General features: G+C 32.3%; 14 protein-coding genes. 10 read left to right on the top strand and 4 right to left on the bottom strand.

Annotation, left to right across the window (positions count from 1 at the left end; genetic code table 11):
* Window positions 1-55: 55 nt before the first annotated feature.
* The 4 genes from EG57_RS0202280 to rpsT all read right to left on the bottom strand — a co-directional run bounded on the left by EG57_RS0202280 (window position 56) and on the right by rpsT (window position 6,599).
* Window positions 56-1,843 carry a tetratricopeptide repeat-containing glycosyltransferase family 2 protein gene (locus EG57_RS0202280; RefSeq protein ID WP_161782695.1) on the bottom strand — a complete coding sequence of 596 codons (1,788 nt, stop codon included), beginning with the start codon at window positions 1,841-1,843 and terminating at the stop codon, window positions 56-58.
* Window positions 1,844-1,914: 71 nt separating this feature from the next.
* Window positions 1,915-3,162, bottom strand: coding sequence for a beta strand repeat-containing protein (locus EG57_RS0202275; RefSeq protein WP_032075688.1), 1,248 nt, complete (start codon window positions 3,160-3,162; stop codon window positions 1,915-1,917).
* Between the two features lie 202 nt (window positions 3,163-3,364).
* Window positions 3,365-5,539: a C1q-like domain-containing protein gene (locus EG57_RS27220; RefSeq protein WP_052037718.1), complete on the bottom strand. Its 2,175-nt coding sequence runs from the start codon at window positions 5,537-5,539 to the stop codon at window positions 3,365-3,367.
* A gap of 793 nt (window positions 5,540-6,332) precedes the next feature.
* Complete coding sequence (rpsT, locus tag EG57_RS0202265; RefSeq protein ID WP_029160783.1) at window positions 6,333-6,599, bottom strand: 30S ribosomal protein S20; 267 nt, start codon at window positions 6,597-6,599, stop codon at window positions 6,333-6,335.
* 306 nt (window positions 6,600-6,905) lie between these two features.
* On the opposite strand from rpsT, the gene gpr reads away from it, so the two are divergent.
* The 10 genes from gpr to prmA all read left to right on the top strand — a co-directional run bounded on the left by gpr (window position 6,906) and on the right by prmA (window position 18,929).
* Complete coding sequence (gene gpr / locus EG57_RS0202260; protein ID WP_032075687.1) at window positions 6,906-7,880, top strand: GPR endopeptidase; 975 nt, start codon at window positions 6,906-6,908, stop codon at window positions 7,878-7,880.
* Between the two features lie 122 nt (window positions 7,881-8,002).
* Entirely contained in the window at window positions 8,003-9,082 is a 1,080-nt protein-coding gene (locus EG57_RS0202255) for a stage II sporulation protein P (RefSeq protein WP_032075783.1), read from the top strand.
* 172 nt (window positions 9,083-9,254) lie between these two features.
* Window positions 9,255-9,605: a hypothetical protein gene (locus EG57_RS0202250; RefSeq protein ID WP_242859792.1), complete on the top strand. Its 351-nt coding sequence runs from the start codon at window positions 9,255-9,257 to the stop codon at window positions 9,603-9,605.
* A gap of 138 nt (window positions 9,606-9,743) precedes the next feature.
* Entirely contained in the window at window positions 9,744-11,552 is a 1,809-nt protein-coding gene (lepA, locus tag EG57_RS0202245; protein WP_032075686.1) for a translation elongation factor 4, read from the top strand.
* 33 nt (window positions 11,553-11,585) lie between these two features.
* Window positions 11,586-12,737, top strand: coding sequence for a radical SAM family heme chaperone HemW (gene hemW, locus EG57_RS0202240; protein ID WP_032075685.1), 1,152 nt, complete (start codon window positions 11,586-11,588; stop codon window positions 12,735-12,737).
* Window positions 12,738-12,929: 192 nt separating this feature from the next.
* Window positions 12,930-13,967, top strand: a complete 1,038-nt coding sequence (hrcA, locus tag EG57_RS0202235) for a heat-inducible transcriptional repressor HrcA (RefSeq protein WP_032075684.1) — start codon at window positions 12,930-12,932, stop codon at window positions 13,965-13,967.
* Window positions 13,968-14,030: 63 nt separating this feature from the next.
* Window positions 14,031-14,651, top strand: a complete 621-nt coding sequence (grpE, locus tag EG57_RS0202230; protein ID WP_032075683.1) for a nucleotide exchange factor GrpE — start codon at window positions 14,031-14,033, stop codon at window positions 14,649-14,651.
* 68 nt (window positions 14,652-14,719) lie between these two features.
* Window positions 14,720-16,600, top strand: a complete 1,881-nt coding sequence (gene dnaK / locus EG57_RS0202225) for a molecular chaperone DnaK (protein WP_032075682.1) — start codon at window positions 14,720-14,722, stop codon at window positions 16,598-16,600.
* A 138-nt stretch (window positions 16,601-16,738) separates the two neighbouring features.
* Window positions 16,739-17,881: a molecular chaperone DnaJ gene (gene dnaJ / locus EG57_RS0202220; protein ID WP_032075681.1), complete on the top strand. Its 1,143-nt coding sequence runs from the start codon at window positions 16,739-16,741 to the stop codon at window positions 17,879-17,881.
* Window positions 17,882-17,993: 112 nt separating this feature from the next.
* Window positions 17,994-18,929, top strand: a complete 936-nt coding sequence (gene prmA / locus EG57_RS0202215; protein WP_032075680.1) for a 50S ribosomal protein L11 methyltransferase — start codon at window positions 17,994-17,996, stop codon at window positions 18,927-18,929.
* The last annotated feature ends 3 nt before the right edge of the window (window positions 18,930-18,932 follow it).

The following is an 18,932-nucleotide window of genomic DNA, read 5'->3' as shown; positions in this document are numbered from 1 at the left end:
CCTCACATCCTTTATTTAGCTTTTCTTGTGTAAATTAAGTGAAACTTTGATTCTTTTAATGAAAACTTTTATAGAGAATACGTGCACATTCTTTGTCTAATTTGTTAAAAGTATTAATAGATCTTTTTATTTCATTCACAGCAATTTGTACTAATCCATGTTTTGAATATAACTTTGCTAGTTCAAGTAAAGCACTACTACTTTCTATACAATTTAATAATTCTAGAGATTTTTCAAATTTGTCAAATTCCTTAGTATTAAGAAAAGCATCAAGTACATTAATAATAATAGGTAAATATTCGTTAGATTTTTGCTCATCCTCGCTTAGAATTTCTTTATCTTTTGATTGGAAAATATTATTTAAACATAGAAATGTTTTATAAATATTTTTATGGTCGTCAATTTTTTCTATAATGGATAAAACTTTTTCTGTATCCTGAAATTTATTTAAAGATAAATAGCACATAAAAAGTGTTACTTGACTATCTAAATAATTTGGATTATTGGAATTTATTTTTCCAAATTCTTTTATTGCATCTTCGTACATTTTTAGATTATACATACACATAGCTTTCTTGAAAGTCATATATGGAACTCTAACGTTGTTAGCTATTGCGCAATTAGCATAATATAAGGAAAGTTGGTATTGTTGTGCGGAAAATAATATCTCTTCTAAATTAGAATAGTTTAAAGGATCATTTAGATTAAAGAAATTTTCTATATTATTTTTAATATCTTCAGGATCAGTATAAATTTTAGTGAAAACTGCTCCTATTTTAATAATAGCAGGATGAAAATCACTTTTTACTAAAAGGCTTTGATTATAAAACTTTAGGGCTTCTTCATAATCATTTAGTTCATAGAAAATATTTCCCAATTCATAATATGCTTTATAGCTTCCTACTCCTATGATAAAACTAAGTGTAGAAGGAGGTTCACCTAATTTTGAGCATTGTTCAAAACTTCTTATTGCTTTTGTAACATACCCTAATTTTTTATATATACCAGCTCTTATGAATTCAACATCAGTGTATTTAGGGTAATGATCTAAGGCTTTATCTATATACTTTAAGGCTTTATCTAATTGATCAAAAATATCATAGATCATTATAATCCTTATTAAAACTTTAGGCATATATATATCTTTTATATTACCTTTTTCATAAGATGAAAGAAAGCATTCAAGTGATTTTTCTAGTTGATTTAGAGCGAAGTATTCATTTCCAATACAAAACAACCAATATGGATTATTGGGATTATCTTTTAATTCTTTTTTTAATATTCTCATATTTCTTTCACGTTTATTTTGTTCTTTGACACATGAATTTAGATATCCATAATGATATACTCGTATATCAACAAACTTTGTTATAATATTTTTATTTCCAGGAATAACTCCTTCATGTATTCTGCCTTGATATTTGATATCTGGGCTATTTTTAAATAGTCTAACATTAACATTCATTATCTTTTCAATACCAGGTGTATCTCCTACATAACATATAGTATTGAAAACAAATATATCTCCTTCGGTTGAATTATTTATTATATTTAACAGTTTATTTGTATCTTCTTTTTCAAATTCATCGTCACCATCTAGGACTAGAATCCAATTACATGTAGCCTTAGATAGGGAATAATTTCTGGCTTTGCTAAAATCATCTATCCATTTGAAATCATATATTTTAGCGCCATATTGTTTTGCGATTTCTTTAGTGTTATCAATAGAACCTGTATCTACAACTATAATTTCGTCTGCTACATGAGATATACTCCTAAGACATCTTCCAATATTTTTAGCTTCATTTTTTACTATCATACACACGCTGAGAGTAGAATTCAAATTAATCACCCCTGTTTTATTGATTAAGGTAGATAGCAGGTAGGAGAAAAATACTCCTACCATTTTAACTATTAATTTTGACCGTTAAAGTATCCTTCAACAGTTACAGTAGCATCTGAAGTTCCAAGTACACGTAATCTCGTGTAGTTTAAGAATAATCCAGGAGCAAGTACAACTGCTTGATTCGGGGTTAAAGTTATTTCAGCAGTAGTATCATTGACGTAGTAACTTTCTGCAGTTGTTGGACTAACTTGTAATCTAGCAGATACTGTAGCTGTTCCAGTATTTTTTACATAGAAGGAATAGTTATTGTATCCGAACTGTGAAGAGTCAAAACTAAATGAAGTATTTGTAACTGCAGAAGCATTAGCTGTGAGTGTCGCAAAACTTGAAGTAAACCCATGACCTGCAATAGTAGCAGAAACACTACCACTGGAAATATTAACAGTACCTGTAACAGTGGCCGTAATACTACCACCAGAAACATTAACAGTACCCGTAACGGTAGAAGTGATGCTTCCGCCAGAAACATTAACAGTACCCGTAACAGTAGAAGTAATGCTTCCGCCAGAAACATTAACGGTACCTGTAACAGTAGCTGTAATACTACCATCGGAGATACTGACAGTACCAGTAACAGTAGAGGTTATGCTTCCGCCAGAAACATTAACAGTACCAGTAACAGTAGAGGTAATACTTCCGCCAGAAACATTAACGGTACCTGTGACAGTAGCTGTGATGCTACCATCGGAGATACTAACAGTACCAGTAACAGTAGAGGTAATACTTCCGCCAGAGACATTAACAGTACCCGTAACAGTAGAGGTGATGCTTCCGCCAGAAACATTAACGGTACCTGTGACAGTAGCTGTAATGCTACCATCGGAGATACTGACAGTACCTGTAACAGTAGAGGTGATGCTTCCGCCAGATACATTAACAGTACCTGTAACGGTAGAGGTGATGCTTCCGCCTGAAACATTAACAGTACCTGTAACGGTAGAGGTGATGCTTCCGCCAGATACATTAACAGTACCTGTAACGGTAGAGGTTATACTTCCGCCAGAAACATTAACGGTACCTGTGACAGTAGCTGTAATGCTACCATCGGAGATACTGACAGTACCTGTAACAGTAGAGGTGATGCTTCCGCCAGATACATTAACAGTACCCGTAACAGTAGAGGTAATACTACCACCAATTTGTACATTTCCATTATTATCAACTAGTAGTGCTGTTACAGTACCACTAGAGGTTGTGCCATATATTTGAGTTTTAAGATTTTCAGCTACATTATTAAATACTATATTATTGGGCATTGTATCTCACTTCCTTAATTAATTGTAAAACGTATATTAAATTTTGGGCTAGCCTCAATTTAATATATGTAAAACTTAAAGAAATGACATTAAAATTAAAATTTAAATCTCCATACTTATTTGTGTAGAGATATACAAGTTTTATTTATTTAAACGAAGGGCTGCCTATCAGAAGATAGCCAGCCACATTTATAGTAATGGTTTATGGGAAGATAATTGCATTTAATGCTCTAGCAAGGTAGGTAACACCTGTATTTGCGATATTGCTACCAATAACTGTAACTCTAATGCTATAGGTATGACTAGTAGAAGTAGTAGTATCAATCCAAGTCAAGCTAGAGATTTCGCTTAATGTTCGTGCTGTTGTTGGTATACTGACATTATCTTCTTGTCTTTCAATTGTTGTTGAAACAAGTGTAGTTTGATTATCAGTACTAATATCTTTAATTAGCTCATAAAGGATTGTATATTGGTAAGAGGTATCAGTTGTTGTGACTATTTGAGTTTCTATCATGGAATCTAATTTCACTCTTGCACCAACAGTAGTATTCACTGAAATCTGAAGTACAACTTCAGGGGTAAAAAAAGGATTTGGATTTATTGGATTCGAAGAAGTCTGTTGTGCTGGTGAAGGTAAGGAAGTTCCATAACCAGTAGGACCAGTTACACCTTGAATACCAGAGGTTCCAGTAGCACCAGTAGGACCGGTAACACCTTGAATACCAGTATCGCCAGTAGGGCCAGTTACACCTTGAATACCAGAGATTCCAGTGGCACCAGTAGGACCGGTTACACCTTGAATACCAGAGATTCCAGTGGCACCAGTAGGACCGGTTACACCTTGAATACCAGTAACTCCAGTGGCACCAGTAGGGCCAGTCACACCTTGAGGACCAGTAGCACCAGTAGGACCATCTGAAGGACCAGTAGGACCGGTAACGCCTTGAATACCAGTAGCGCCAGTAGGTCCGGTAACGCCTTGAATACCAGAGGCACCAGTAGGGCCAGTTACACCTTGAGGACCAGTAGGACCATCTGAAGGACCAGTAGGACCGGTAACGCCTTGAATACCAGTAGCGCCAGTAGGTCCGGTAACACCTTGACTACCAGAGGTTCCAGTAGCACCAGTAGGGCCAGTTACGCCTTGACTACCAGAAGTTCCAGTAGCACCAGTAGGGCCAGTAACGCCTTGACTGCCAGAAGTTCCAGTAGCACCAGTAGGACCTGTTACACCTTGACTACCAGAGGTTCCAGTAGCACCAGTAGGGCCAGTTACACCTTGACTACCAGAAGTTCCAGTAGCACCAGTAGGACCTGTTACACCTTGACTACCAGAGGTTCCAGTAGCACCAGTAGGACCTGTTACACCTTGACTACCAGAGGTTCCAGTAGCACCAGTAGGGCCAGTTACACCTTGACTACCAGAAGTTCCAGTAGCGCCAGTAGGACCGGTGATACCTTGACTACCAGAGGTTCCAGTAGCGCCAGTAGGACCTGTTACACCTTGATTACCAGAGGTTCCAGTAGCGCCAGTAGGACCGGTGATACCTTGACTACCAGAAGTTCCAGTAGCACCAGTAGCACCGGTTACACCTTGACTACCAGAAGTTCCAGTAGCACCTGTTGGTCCAGTAGGACCACCTGCTGGACCAATAGGACCAGTAACTCCTGGAATTCCTTGCGGACCAGTAACTCCTTGAGTACCTTGAGGTCCTTGTATACCTTGACTTCCAGCTATGCCTTGAGGCCCTTGAGGTCCTGTTGGACCTGTTGTCCCTTGAATACCTTGCAATCCTTGGGCCCCCTGCGAACCTTTAGCACCTGCAGGACCTGTAGGGCCTATAGCGCCTACTGAACCTGTAGGACCTATGGGACCTGTAGGACCTGCCGGACCTCCCGCTGGTCCTGTTGCTCCAGTTGGACCAGTTGGACCTCCTGCTGGACCTGTAGGACCTGTGGGACCAGGAATGCCGCTTACATCTAGAACAGTTAGGTTTGCTTTTATAGATGCAGCAGAAGCATAAGATACTACTCCTAAATTAGAATTATTTAATGTTACTATTACAGGAGCAGTTACTACTTCTATTAGTGCATCTCCATATATTTCTCCTGTCTTCAAAGGCGAATTACCAATTATGGCAGCTCCGTTTGAAGGCTTGATGACGAAATTAGCCTGATTTGCCCCTACTACACTTTGAGTGGCAACCCACCAAGTAAAATAATACTTACCAGGTTGCAAGATTGTAAATTCACCTGTGGACGTATTATAAGTTATATTACTGCTAAGATTGATTAAAATATTATCAAATATAACTGGGCTATTGGGTGATAAACTGCCATCTGTTGTTTTTTGTACTTGAATTCCTATATTGCTCAAATGAATACCCCCCTTTGATCTTAAAAAATTAAATTGTTTACTGTAATATTTGGTTAAGTCGCATAAAATAAGAAATCATAGATTTTGGCTTTCTATTTAACTGAGGGATAAGCACTGCTACGCGCCTGAATAAGCTCTTCTAAAACTCAGATGTAGAAAGGTATTACTTAAAGGTAAGTTCCACCTGAATCTAAGAATTACTTGATAACATTTTTGTATTCTACATTAATAATATATGATCAATATAAATGAATCGTGTAAGTTAAGAATAAATTAGCCAATGATTATATATACAGAAATTATTAATTTTTAATAGCTACTGAGATTTTCATATTGAATATTATAAGAAGGGTTTTTTATAAGTTTTTATTTTTTGAAAGGAAAGTTGTTAATTTACGAAAATTTTTGTTTGGGAAAGATTATGATATATATTATAGAAGGGTAGATTTTGAATGAAAGAAGATTAAAATGAGCTTATATTATATAATAAAGTGATGTAACAGTATATACTAGGAAATCAGTACATTTCAGTATTTTAAGAACAAGGTTGAGTACTAAAATTTCTATGATTAGAATAATATCAGTGAAGTAATTACAAGAACTGTAAATAAAGCAAGAAGTAAAACATTGAAAAAGTATGCGTTAGATAATTTTAAATGAAAAGAGTATATAAAAGAATTGAAAAATAACTATAATTTACATATTAATAACTCCCATTAAACCGTTGTGTACCAAATGGTACACAACGTAGTGTGAGAGATTGCTAAACAAAAAATATTCAGCGCCTACTCGATTAAGCAGTTAAATTTTTTAACTTTGCTGATAATCTTGATTTGCTTCTTGCTGCTTTGTTCTTATGTACTACTCCCTTTGAAGCAGCCATATCTAATGCTTTAACAGCGCCAACAAAAGTAGTTTTTGCTTCTTCAGTATTTCCGCTAGTTATAGCAACTTCAAACTTCTTTATAGCAGTTTTTAATGCAGATTTAATCATTCTGTTTCTAAGAGTTTTAGTTTCTATAACTTTTATTCTTTTCTTTGCAGATTTTATATTTGCCATATTTTCACCCCCTCATATTTTTATAGGGTCTCAACAGCTCTGGGGAAATTTGCTAGTGAGTTTCGTTTATTCAACAAATGATATTATATCATTAAATTTTAAGCACTTCAAGTATTTTTTTGCTATGCAGGCTTAAATATGTAATATTTTGGATTGGTATTAAAAAATAATGTAATTCAAGGGTGCAGTAGAAGTTTGAATTTTAACTTCTCTTACATTTACTTGTGCTATATTATGTTTAAAATTTGAATATGCATGTTGATTTAAGGAAAACATAATAGAAAATTTATTTAAGGGAGTGAAGTTATGTTTGGTATAAGAACTGATTTAGCTGTTGAAGCTACAGAGATTTATAAGAAAGAAAATAATGGGGATATACCTGGTGTGGAGGTAGAGGAAAATTGCGTGGATGATATAAAGACAACTACAGTTAGAGTAGTGACTGATGTAGGAGAAAAAATGATGGGTAAGCCTAAAGGAACATATATAACCATAGATATGCCAAAATTTACTTACTATGATGGTGATACTATGGAGCAGGTCAGTGAAGTTCTTGGAAAAACTTTATCTGAAATGGTAAACATAGATGACAGTATGACAGCTCTAGTAGTAGGGTTGGGAAATTGGAATGTAACTCCTGATGCTTTAGGACCTAAGGTAGTATCTAAATTAATGATTACAAGACATTTAAAACAATTAGTTCCAGATAAAATAGATGAGGGTATACGTCCTGTATGTGCTATAGCACCAGGAGTTTTAGGCCTTACAGGAATAGAGACAGGAGAAATTGTAAAAGGAGTAGTAGAAAAAATAAAACCTAATTTAATAGTATGTATAGATGCATTGGCTTCAAGAAAAATGGATAGAGTAAATTCAACAATTCAAATAGGTAATACTGGAATATCTCCGGGTTCAGGAGTTGGAAATAGGAGAATGGAAATAAGCGAAAATGTTTTAGGAATACCCGTAATAGCCATAGGTGTGCCAACTGTTGTAGATGCAGCTACAATGGCTAATGATACTATTGATATGGTATTAGATGAAATGATAAAACAATCTAAAAAGGATAGTAAATTTTATAATATGTTAAAATCCTTAGATAAAGATGAAAAGCAGAATATGATTGAACAACTTTTAGATCCTTATGTAGGAAACTTAATGGTAACTCCTAAAGAAGTAGATTTGGTTATAGATTCAATTTCTAAAGTAATAGCTAATGGAATAAATATAGCTCTTCAGCCAGCTTTAGATCTAGAAGATATAAATAAGTTCTTAAATTAGTTATAAATTTAAAGATTTATAATATAAATTTAATATAGAATTTATTTAAACATTAGAAAAACTTGATAGTTTATCTGAGAGGGGGGAAAGCTGCTTTGAATATTTTCATAGTGGTGTAATTGGTGGGATACAGAAGAAATAATACAAAAAATAACTTTGCATTGAGATTATACATTATAATGATGAGTTTATTTATTATCATCATAGTGCCTTTTGTAGCTAAAGCTAATTCCTATAGTAGTAATGTAAAAAGAAATCTATTCTATGTACAGGTTTTGAATTTTACCATGCCAGCAGTAAAGGCAACTTCTTTTAATGAAGATGACATGGCAGAAAGTAGATTTTCATTAAGTGAATCGGTATTAAAGGTATTAGGATTGAAAATGAACAATCCTATGTCAGTTTTATCAAGAGAAATATCTTACATGAATTTAAATAATAATAGTTCAAAAAATGATGCGAATGTGAATTTTAATCAGTTTAAGTTAGATGAAAAACAAGTTTCAAAGGACAATTCAAAATCCAATGATGGTTCTAATGGAAATTTAAATTTGGAAAATAAAACGGTAAATCTTTATGATCCAAAATTGAAAAAAAATTTAAACACTAGTAAACCAGAAGTATTTATATATCACACTCATACTACAGAAAGCTATAAACCAGGTAATGCCATAAGTTTTGATACATCTCAAAATGTTTGTGCAGTAGGTGATGTATTAATAGATAAATTGCAAAAAAATTACGGAATTTCTGGAATAAATGATAAAACAGTGCATGATGCAGAAGCCTATACTCAAAGTTATGAGAGATCAGCTGTAACGGTAGACAAATATTTAAAACAGTATAAAGACTTTAAATTAGTAATAGATTTGCATAGAGACTCTGTAGATGATAAAAAAGCAGTTACTACTAAATTAAATGGGGAAAATGTGGCTAAATTTATGATTGTTATGGCCAGAAAAAATCCACACTTTGATAAAAATATGGAATTAGCAAATAAAATAATACAAACTTCAGATAAATTGTTTCCAGGTTTTTGTAAAGGTGTATGTTACTATAACTATGGAACAAGATATTTTAATCAAGATAAAAGCAATAATGCAATATTAATAGAAGTAGGTGCAGATATAAATACTACTGATGAGTCGAAAGCATCAGCTAAATATCTTGCTAGAATAATAGCAGAATGTCTTAATAAATAGGTTTCTTGATGAAAATATTAAGGTAAAGTTATTAGATAAAAATTAGAATAAGTATATATTAACATTGAATAAAAATAAAAAAAGAGTACATCCTTAAATAATAGGATAGTTGAAGCTTGGATAAGTTCATTTTTTAACTATTAATTATTATTTGGGGGTGTTTTTTCTTAATATGAAAAAGAATAGTAAGCATATTACAGTTATAATAATAATATGTTTTTTCATATCTTTATATGGAATTGCTATTATCAGTAATAATTTGCCTAAATTTATAAAGGATAAAACAGATTTTAGAATAGATTATTCAAGGAAGCCTTTTGATTTTAGATTTGAAGTTGGTGAGTATTCTTTATACATAAATTCAAAGGCTGTTACAAATATAAAAAACAGTTCTGGTAAAGTTATCAATAGTATTAGTAGAAAAGTTCAGGATAATACATCCTATATGTTGAATAAAACTTCTGATGTGTTTAAGTATGTTGAAGAAAAAATAAATAATACTGTACAGCATAAAGTTAAATAAAGGTACACATAATCTACTTTTAACTGTATTGCTGTTGTGTTATAATTTACTATGATTATTTATATTAAAAGTATAGTATAAGATTTGCAATAATATGCAAATCTTTTAAATTGCAATTAGTAATGGAGGGTAAAGGATATGCAGAGCGAAAGGCAAAAATATATAAGAAATTTTTCTATAGTTGCTCATATAGATCATGGAAAGTCTACACTTGCTGATAGATTAATAGAAAAGACGGGAACCCTTACGGAAAGAGAAATGGATGAACAGGTTCTTGACAACATGGAACTTGAAAAAGAAAGAGGAATAACAATAAAATCACAAGCAGTAAGACTTGTTTATAAAAGAGATGATGGACATGAATATATTTTAAATCTTATAGATACTCCTGGTCATGTAGATTTTAACTACGAGGTATCTAGAAGTTTGGCTGCTTGTGAAGGTGCTATACTTGTAGTTGATGCTACACAGGGTATACAAGCACAAACTTTGGCAAACTGCTATTTAGCACTAGATCATGATTTAGAAATTGTTCCTGTAATAAATAAAATAGATTTGCCTAGTTCTAGAGCAGATGAAGTTAAACAGGAAATAGAAGATGTAATAGGAATTGAGTCATCAGATGCACCTTTAGTATCAGCAAAAACAGGCCTCAATATAGAAGACGTATTGGAAGCTATAGTAAAAAAGGTACCAGCACCACAAGGTGATGAAGATGCTTCTTTAAGAGCACTTATATTTGATTCATCTTATGACAGTTATAGAGGAGTAGTATGCCACTTAAGAGTAAAAGAAGGAATTATAAAACCCGGTATAAAAATAAAACTAATGGTTACAGGGAAAGTATATGAAGTGGTTGAAACAGGAGTATTTGCACCTAGATATATGCCTGTTAGTGAATTAAAAGCAGGAGATGTTGGATATTTCACAGCATCTATTAAAAATGTTAGGGATGCTCGTGTAGGAGATACAGTAACAGAGGCTGATAGACCAGCTAAAGAAGCATTGCCAGGATATAGACCAGCAATACCTATGGTATATAGTGGTATTTATCCTGTAGATGGAGCGAAATATGGTGAGTTAAAGGATGCACTTGAAAAATTGCAAGTAAATGATGCTGCACTATCTTTTGAACCAGAAACTTCTATTGCCTTGGGATTTGGATTTAGATGTGGATTTTTAGGACTTCTTCATATGGACGTAATACAGGAGAGAATAGAAAGAGAATTTAATTTAGATATTATAACTACAGCACCATCTGTTATATATAAAATAGGAAAAACCGATGGAGAAGTTATAGAGCTTACTAATCCTACAAATCTTCCAGATATTTCGGAAATAAAGTATATGGAAGAACCTATAGTAAAAGCATCTATAATAACACCATCAGATTTTGTTGGAGCTGTTATGGAACTTGCTCAAAACAGGCGTGGAACATTTAAGGATATGCAGTATATAGAAACTACAAGAGTATCTTTAAATTATGAAATACCCTTAAATGAAATAATATATGACTTTTTTGATGCTTTAAAATCAAGAACTAAAGGGTATGCATCTTTAGATTATGAACTAATGGGATATAAGGATGCTAAATTAGTTAAATTAGATATTCTTTTAAATGCAGAAGTAGTAGATGCATTATCCATGATAGTTCCAGAAGAAAGAGCGTATGCTAGAGGTAGAGCTATAGCAGAAAAATTAAAAGAGATAATACCAAGACAGATGTTTGAAATACCAATTCAAGCTGCAGTAGGCAGCAAAGTTATAGCTAGAGAAACAATTAAAGCCATGAGAAAAGATGTTTTAGCAAAGTGTTATGGTGGAGATATATCTAGAAAGAAAAAGTTACTTGAGAAGCAAAAAGAAGGAAAGAAGAGAATGAGACAGGTGGGAAGTGTAGAAGTTCCACAGGAAGCATTTATGGCAGTACTTAAGACAGGAGAATAAATAGATTCTCAATATAAAAGGTGTGATGATTTTATGTTAGAAAGTGAAACTATCCATGACAATAAAGAAGTAGCTTTGTATATTCATATTCCATTTTGCAGACAAAAGTGTTTATACTGCGATTTCCCTTCTTTTGCCAATAAGGAAAACCTTATGTTAGATTATTCAAAGGCTTTAGCAAGTGACATAGAAATCTGTTCTAGAAGAAGTATAAAGACTATATTCATAGGTGGGGGAACTCCCACCTATTTGACTTTAGAAGCATGGGATAATATTAAAAAGGCTATAGATAGATTAAAAAAAAGTGAAGACTTAGAATTTACTGTAGAAGGAAATCCAGGAACTTTTACAAAAGAAAAATTAAAACTTTTAAAAGAAATGGGAGTTAATAGGCTTAGTATAGGACTTCAATGCTGGCAAAACAAAATATTGAAAAAGTTAGGAAGAATTCATGATGTTAAGGATTTTATTAAAAGTTACGAAATGGCAAGAAATATAGGGTTTGAAAATATAAATGTAGATTTAATGTTTGGATTACCAGATCAAAACATTGAGCAATGGGAAGAAACTCTAGATAAAGTAGTAGAGTTAAATCCGGAGCATATATCTTGCTATAGTCTTATAATTGAAGAAGGTACTCCTTTTTATTCCATGGATCAAAAAGGAAAGTTAATTTTGCCAGAAGAAGAAATAGAAAGAAAAATGTATAGATATGGCATAAAATTTTTAAAAAGCAAAGGTTATAGACAATATGAAATATCTAATTTTTCAAAACCAGGTAAAGAGTGTAAGCATAATTTAGTATACTGGAATTTACAAGAATATGTGGGATGTGGGTCAGGAGCTCATTCTTATATAGATAATTTAAGATATAGAAAAAATGAAAACATACAAGAGTACATCAAGAATATAAGAGAAAATAAGGATTTAGAACTTGATAAGCATGAAAACTCCAAAGAAGATAATATAGAAGAATTCGTTTTTATGGGACTTAGAAAAATATCTGGCATATCTATAACAGAATTTAATAGGAGATTTGGTGTAGATATTTATAATATATATCCCAATGTTATAAAAAAATATGTAGATAATGGCATGATTATATGTGAAGATGATAAATTATTTTTAAGTAAAAGAGGTATAGAAGTGTCTAATAGTGTCATGTGTGACTTTATATTAACTTAATTTAAAGACTTTGATAGATTTCGTTAGAAAAACAGAGAAATTTTAATATTTAGCTATTTTAAACTTGTATATAAGTTTATCTGTACAAATAAAGTTAATTAAGTAGTATTGACAAATAAAATTATGAGTGCTATTTTTTAATCATAGCAATTAGCACTCAACAACAACGAGTGCTAATAAAGAGGTGAGATTATGGAAATGGATGAAAGGAAAATAAAAATACTTCAGGCAATAATAAATGATTTTATAAATACTGCTGAACCTGTAGGATCCAGGACCATAGCAAAAAAGTATAATTTGGGTATAAGTTCTGCTACTATAAGAAATGAAATGGCAGACCTTGAAGAAATGGGATATCTTGAACAACTTCATACTTCTTCTGGGAGAAAGCCTTCTGATAAGGGATATAGACTTTATGTAGATAAGCTTATGCATTTACCTAATTTAACACCTGAAGAAGAATATATGATAAAAACACATATTTTAAATACAGCGTTGTTTGAGGTTGATAGGATATTAAAACAAGCTACTTCTATTTTATCTGAATTAACTAGAATGGCCTGTATTGTAAAAGCTCCATCTGTAGGGAAAAGCTCCATAAAGCATGTTCAGCTTTTAGATATTGATTGTAATAATATATTATTGTTAATAATTACAGATAGTGGATTGATAAAGAATAATGTGATTAGAGTAGGGAAAGCTGTTGCTTCAGATGTGCTTACAAAATTAAGCAATGTGTTAAATACTAGATTGAAAAATTTAAATTGTGATCAAATAAATTTAGAAGTTATAAATAACTTAAGAAGTGATTTAAAAGGATATGATGATATATTCAATGCTATAATTCCTGTATTATATGAAAGTTTAAATACAGTTGATAAATCTGAAATTTATACTGAAGGTTCAACTAATATATTTAATTATCCAGAATATAAGGACATAGAAAGAGCACGTGAGTTTTTGTCATTGTTAGATAACAAGGATAAAATAAGTGGGCTTTTAAACAGCGGTGCTAATATGTCTGTAAAAATAGGAACTGAAAATTTTATAGAAGGTGCAGAACAATGCAGTGTAATTTCAGCAATATATAGTATAAATGATAAGCCTGTAGGAGAAATAGGAGTAATTGGACCAACTAGAATGCCTTATTCAAAGATAATATCTTTAATGGCTAATGTAGTTAAAGAGTTAAATTATATCCTAACTCATATGTATCCTCAAGATGGATAACAAAATAGGCTTTAAAATATATGATAGCAATTTAGAAAATGCTAGATTGGAGGAGTTATTTAAATGTCGAAGGAAGAACAAGTTAAGGTGGAAGAGCAGAGTGAATTAATTGAGGAAAATGTAGAAGAAAAGGTTGATAAAGACCAAGATGTAAATGAAGAAGAGAAAGATGAAAATTCACAAGAGGATGATTCAAAATCACAAGAATCTTTAGTTGATGAAATAAAAAATGAAAATGAAAAATTAGCTAAAGAAAATACTAGGTTAGATAATGAAAATCAAACTTTTAAGGATAGATTGGCAAGAACAGTGGCAGAATATGATAACTTTAGAAAAAGAACTGCAAAGGAAAAAGAAGGCATATATACAAATGCTTGCGAAGATATCCTAAAGGAGTTTTTACCAGTACTAGATAATCTTGAAAGAGCTATAACTGTAGATGGCAGTGTAGAAGATTTAAAAAAGGGAATAGAAATGACTATAAAGCAATTTAGTGATGCTTTAGAAAAATTAGAAGTAGAAGAAATTGGAGCAGATGAAGAATTTGATCCTAATGTTCATAATGCAGTAATGCATGTTGATGATGAACAGTATGGAAAAAATCAAGTAGTAGAAGTATTCCAAAAGGGATATAAAAGAGGCGATAAAGTTTTAAGACATAGTATGGTTAAAGTTGCAAATTAAATTTTATTATAAATAATAAGGATATAGAAAAATGTTAATTCATTTGATATTTTAGGAGGTAAATTAATATGTCAAAAGTTATAGGAATTGATTTAGGAACAACAAATTCATGTGTAGCAGTTATGGAGGGTGGAGAACCAGTAGTTATAACAAACTCAGAAGGAGCAAGAACAACTCCATCAGTAGTTTCATTCCAAGCAAATGGTGAAAGATTAGTAGGACAGGTAGCAAAAAGACAGGCAATAACAAATCCTGATAAAACAATAATATCAATAAAGAGACATATGGGAACAAACCATAAAACAAATATAGATGGAAAAGATTATACTCCACAGGAAATATCAGCAATGGTACTTCAAAAAATAAAGGCTGATGCTGAAGCTTACCTTGGTGAAACAGTTACTCAAGCTGTTATAACAGTTCCAGCTTACTTTAATGATAGTCAAAGACAAGCAACAAAAGATGCTGGAAAAATAGCAGGACTTGAAGTATTAAGAATAATAAATGAACCAACAGCAGCATCACTTGCGTATGGTATGGATAAAATGGATACAAATCAAAAAATATTTGTATATGACTTAGGTGGCGGTACTTTTGATGTATCTATACTAGAACTTGGCGATGGCGTATTTGAAGTTAAATCAACAAATGGTGATACAAAACTTGGTGGAGATGACTTTGATGAAAAAGTAATGAATTATATAGCAGACACATTTAAAGCTGAAAATGGAATAGATTTAAGAAATGATAAAATGGCTGTACAAAGATTAAAAGAAGCTGCTGAAAAAGCTAAAATTGAATTATCATCATCAATGCAAACTAACATAAATCTTCCATTTATAACAGCAGATGCAACTGGTCCAAAGCACATAGATATGACTTTAACTAGAGCTAAATTTAATGAATTAACTCATGATTTAGTTCAAAGAACAATAGAGCCAATGAAGAAAGCACTTCAAGATGCTGGACTTACAATTAATGATGTAAATAAAGTTATACTTGTTGGTGGATCTACAAGAATACCAGCAGTTCAAGAAGCAGTTAAACAATTTACTGGGAAAGAACCTTCAAAGGGAGTTAATCCAGATGAATGTGTTGCTGTAGGAGCCTCTATTCAAGCAGGAGTTTTAACAGGAGATGTTAAAGATGTATTACTTCTTGATGTTACTCCATTGACACTTGGTATAGAAACTTTAGGAGGAGTTGCTACTCCATTAATTGAGAGAAATACTACAATACCAACTAAAAAGAGTCAGGTATTCTCAACAGCTGCAGACGGACAGACTTCTGTCGAAATACATGTAGTTCAAGGTGAAAGACAAATGGCTGCTGATAACAAAACTCTTGGAAGATTTACACTTTCGGGAATAGCTCCAGCACAAAGGGGAATTCCTCAAATAGAAGTTACTTTTGATATAGATGCTAATGGTATAGTTAATGTTTCTGCTAAGGATAAAGGAACAGGAAAAGAAGCTAATATTACAATTACTGCTTCTACTAACTTAAATGATGATGAAATAGATAAAGCTGTTAAAGATGCAGAAAAATTTGCTGAAGAAGATAAAAAGAGAAAAGAATCTATAGAAGTAAAGAATAATGCTGATCAGGCTGTTTACCAGACAGAAAAAACATTAAAAGATCTTGGAGATAAAGTATCAGCAGAAGATAAAGCTAATATAGAAGAAAAAGTTAAAGCTGTTAATGCAGTAAAAGATGGAGATGACTTAGAAGCTATAAAGAAAGCTACTGAAGACTTAACTCAAGCTTTCTATGCAGTATCATCAAAAATATATCAAGCAGCAAATCCAGAAGGAGCAGCAGGAGCACAAGGTGCAGGATTTGATCCAAACAACATGGGTGGAGCAGCTGGTGCAGGACAAAATAATGCAGGACCAAAGAATGATGATAATGTAGTAGATGCAGATTATAAAGTTGAAAATGACAAATAAAAATATTCACTAATTAGACATATATAGTGTATAATATATAATTGTGATAATTAAGGGAGGGGTTATACTCTTCCCTTAATTTGAGTAAGAAAAATAATTATAGAATTTTAATATTTATATTAGGTGGTGAAAACAGGGATGGCGAAAAAGGATTATTATGAAGTACTTGGACTTGAAAAAGGTGCAAGTGAAGATGAAATAAAAAAGTCGTTTAGAAAATCAGCATTAAAATACCATCCAGATAGAAATCCTGGTGATAAGGAAGCAGAAGAAAAGTTTAAAGAGTTAAATGAAGCTTATCAGGTACTTTCAGATCCACAGAAAAAAGCTCAATATGATCAGTATGGAACTACTGATTTTAATGGAGCTGGTGGATTTGAGGGCGGTTTTGGAGGATTTGATTTCTCAGATATGGGAGGCTTTGGAGATATATTTGATTCCTTCTTTGGCGGAGGATTTGGTGGAAACGGGAAAAGGAGAAATGGTCCTGAAAAGGGAGCTGATCTTGAATATAACTTGAATTTGACTTTTGAAGAAGCTGTTTTTGGAGCTGAAAAGCAGGTAAACATAACAAGAAGCGAAAATTGTGAAAAATGTAATGGAACAGGAGCTAAGGCAGGAACAAGTGCACATACTTGTGATAAATGTGGTGGAACTGGTCAAATGAGAGTTCAAAGGAATACTCCATTAGGAAGCTTTGTAAGTATGAGTACTTGTGATAAATGTGGTGGTAAAGGAAAGATAATAACAGATCCTTGTCCAGAATGTAAGGGAAAAGGAAAAGTAAGAAAACAAAGAAAAATAAAAATAAATGTACCAGCAGGTGTAGATACTGGTAATGTAATGCCTATAAGGGGTCAGGGCGAGCACGGAAATAATGGTGGCCCAGCAGGAGATTTGTATGTAAATATAAGAGTAATGCCTAGCGATAAATTTAAGAGAAAAGGCTTTGATATTTATATAGATACTCATATAAGTTTTGTGAAAGCTGTTTTGGGAGTAGAATTAACAGTACCAACTATAGATGGAGATGTTAAATATGATGTTCCAGCAGGAACTCAGCCTGGAACTGTGTTTAGATTAAAAGGTAAAGGAGTACCTAGAGTTAACTCACATGGTAGAGGAGATCAATATGTTAATGTAGTAGTAGATATTCCTAAAAATTTAAACCAGAAACAGAAAGAAGCTCTTTATATGTATGCTGAAGCAAGTGGCGAAATGGCAGAAGGAAAACACAATAAAAAATCTTTTATTGACAAGCTAAAAGATAATTTAAAATAAAAAAACTTTGTTTCTCAAAATTTTGGGAAACAAAGTTTTTTATTGACATATTAAGTCTATAATTATAAAGTAAATGTGATAAAAAGATTAATTAATTCTGTGGAGGTTGTTTATGGATAAGGAATGGATAGAAGTATCAATAGTTACTAGTAGTGAAGCGGTGGAGGCTGTAACAGGTATATTATATAATACTGAAGTTAAAGGAGTTTCAATAGAGGACCCTGAAGATATAGAATTTAAGAAAAAACATCCAGGGGATTGGGATTACTTTGATGAATCATTATTAAATGTTAAAGAAGGAGCAATAATTAAAGGTTATTATAAACAAAATGAAAAACTTGATGGATATTTAAGATATATAAAAGAGAGCATTAATAATCTAGAGAAGTTTGGTATAGATAAGGGTAAAGGTTTGATTACAGTATGCAAAGTAAATGAAGAAGATTGGGAAAATAATTGGAAGAAGTATTATAAGCCAACTAAAGTAGGTGAAAGAGTAGTAGTAAAACCTATATGGGAAGATTATTCGAAAAAGGATGATGAATTAGTTGTAGAACTTGATCCAGGAATGGCTTTTGGAACAGGTACACATGAAACTACAAGAATGTGTATAAAGGCGCTAGAGAAATATGTAAAACCTGAATCTGAAATATTTGATATAGGAACAGGTTCAGGTATACTTGCTATAACTGCTGCAAAACTTAAAGCAAAAGAGGTTATAGGTGTAGACTTAGACCCTGTAGCAGTAAAATCTGCATCAGAAAATGTTAAATATAATGATGTTGATAATATAAAAATACTTCATGGAAATCTTATGGAAGTAGTTCAGGGAAAAGCAGATATAGTTGTAGCTAACATTATTGCTGACGTAATAATATTTTTAACAGATGGAGTAAAGGACTTTATAGTTCCAGGTGGAAGATTTATATGTTCTGGTATAATACTAGATAGAAAAGATGATGTTGTAAATAAATTAGAAAGTTCAGGATTTAATATAGAAGAAGTAAACGTTGATGGGGAATGGGTATGTATAGCTGCAAAACTTTAGTAG

It is taken from the genome of Clostridium drakei, from assembly GCF_000633595.2.
Lineage (GTDB): Bacteria > Bacillota > Clostridia > Clostridiales > Clostridiaceae > Clostridium_AM > Clostridium_AM drakei.
Note: the sequence above shows the minus strand (reverse complement) of the source record. Positions and strands in the feature narration are given on the sequence as shown.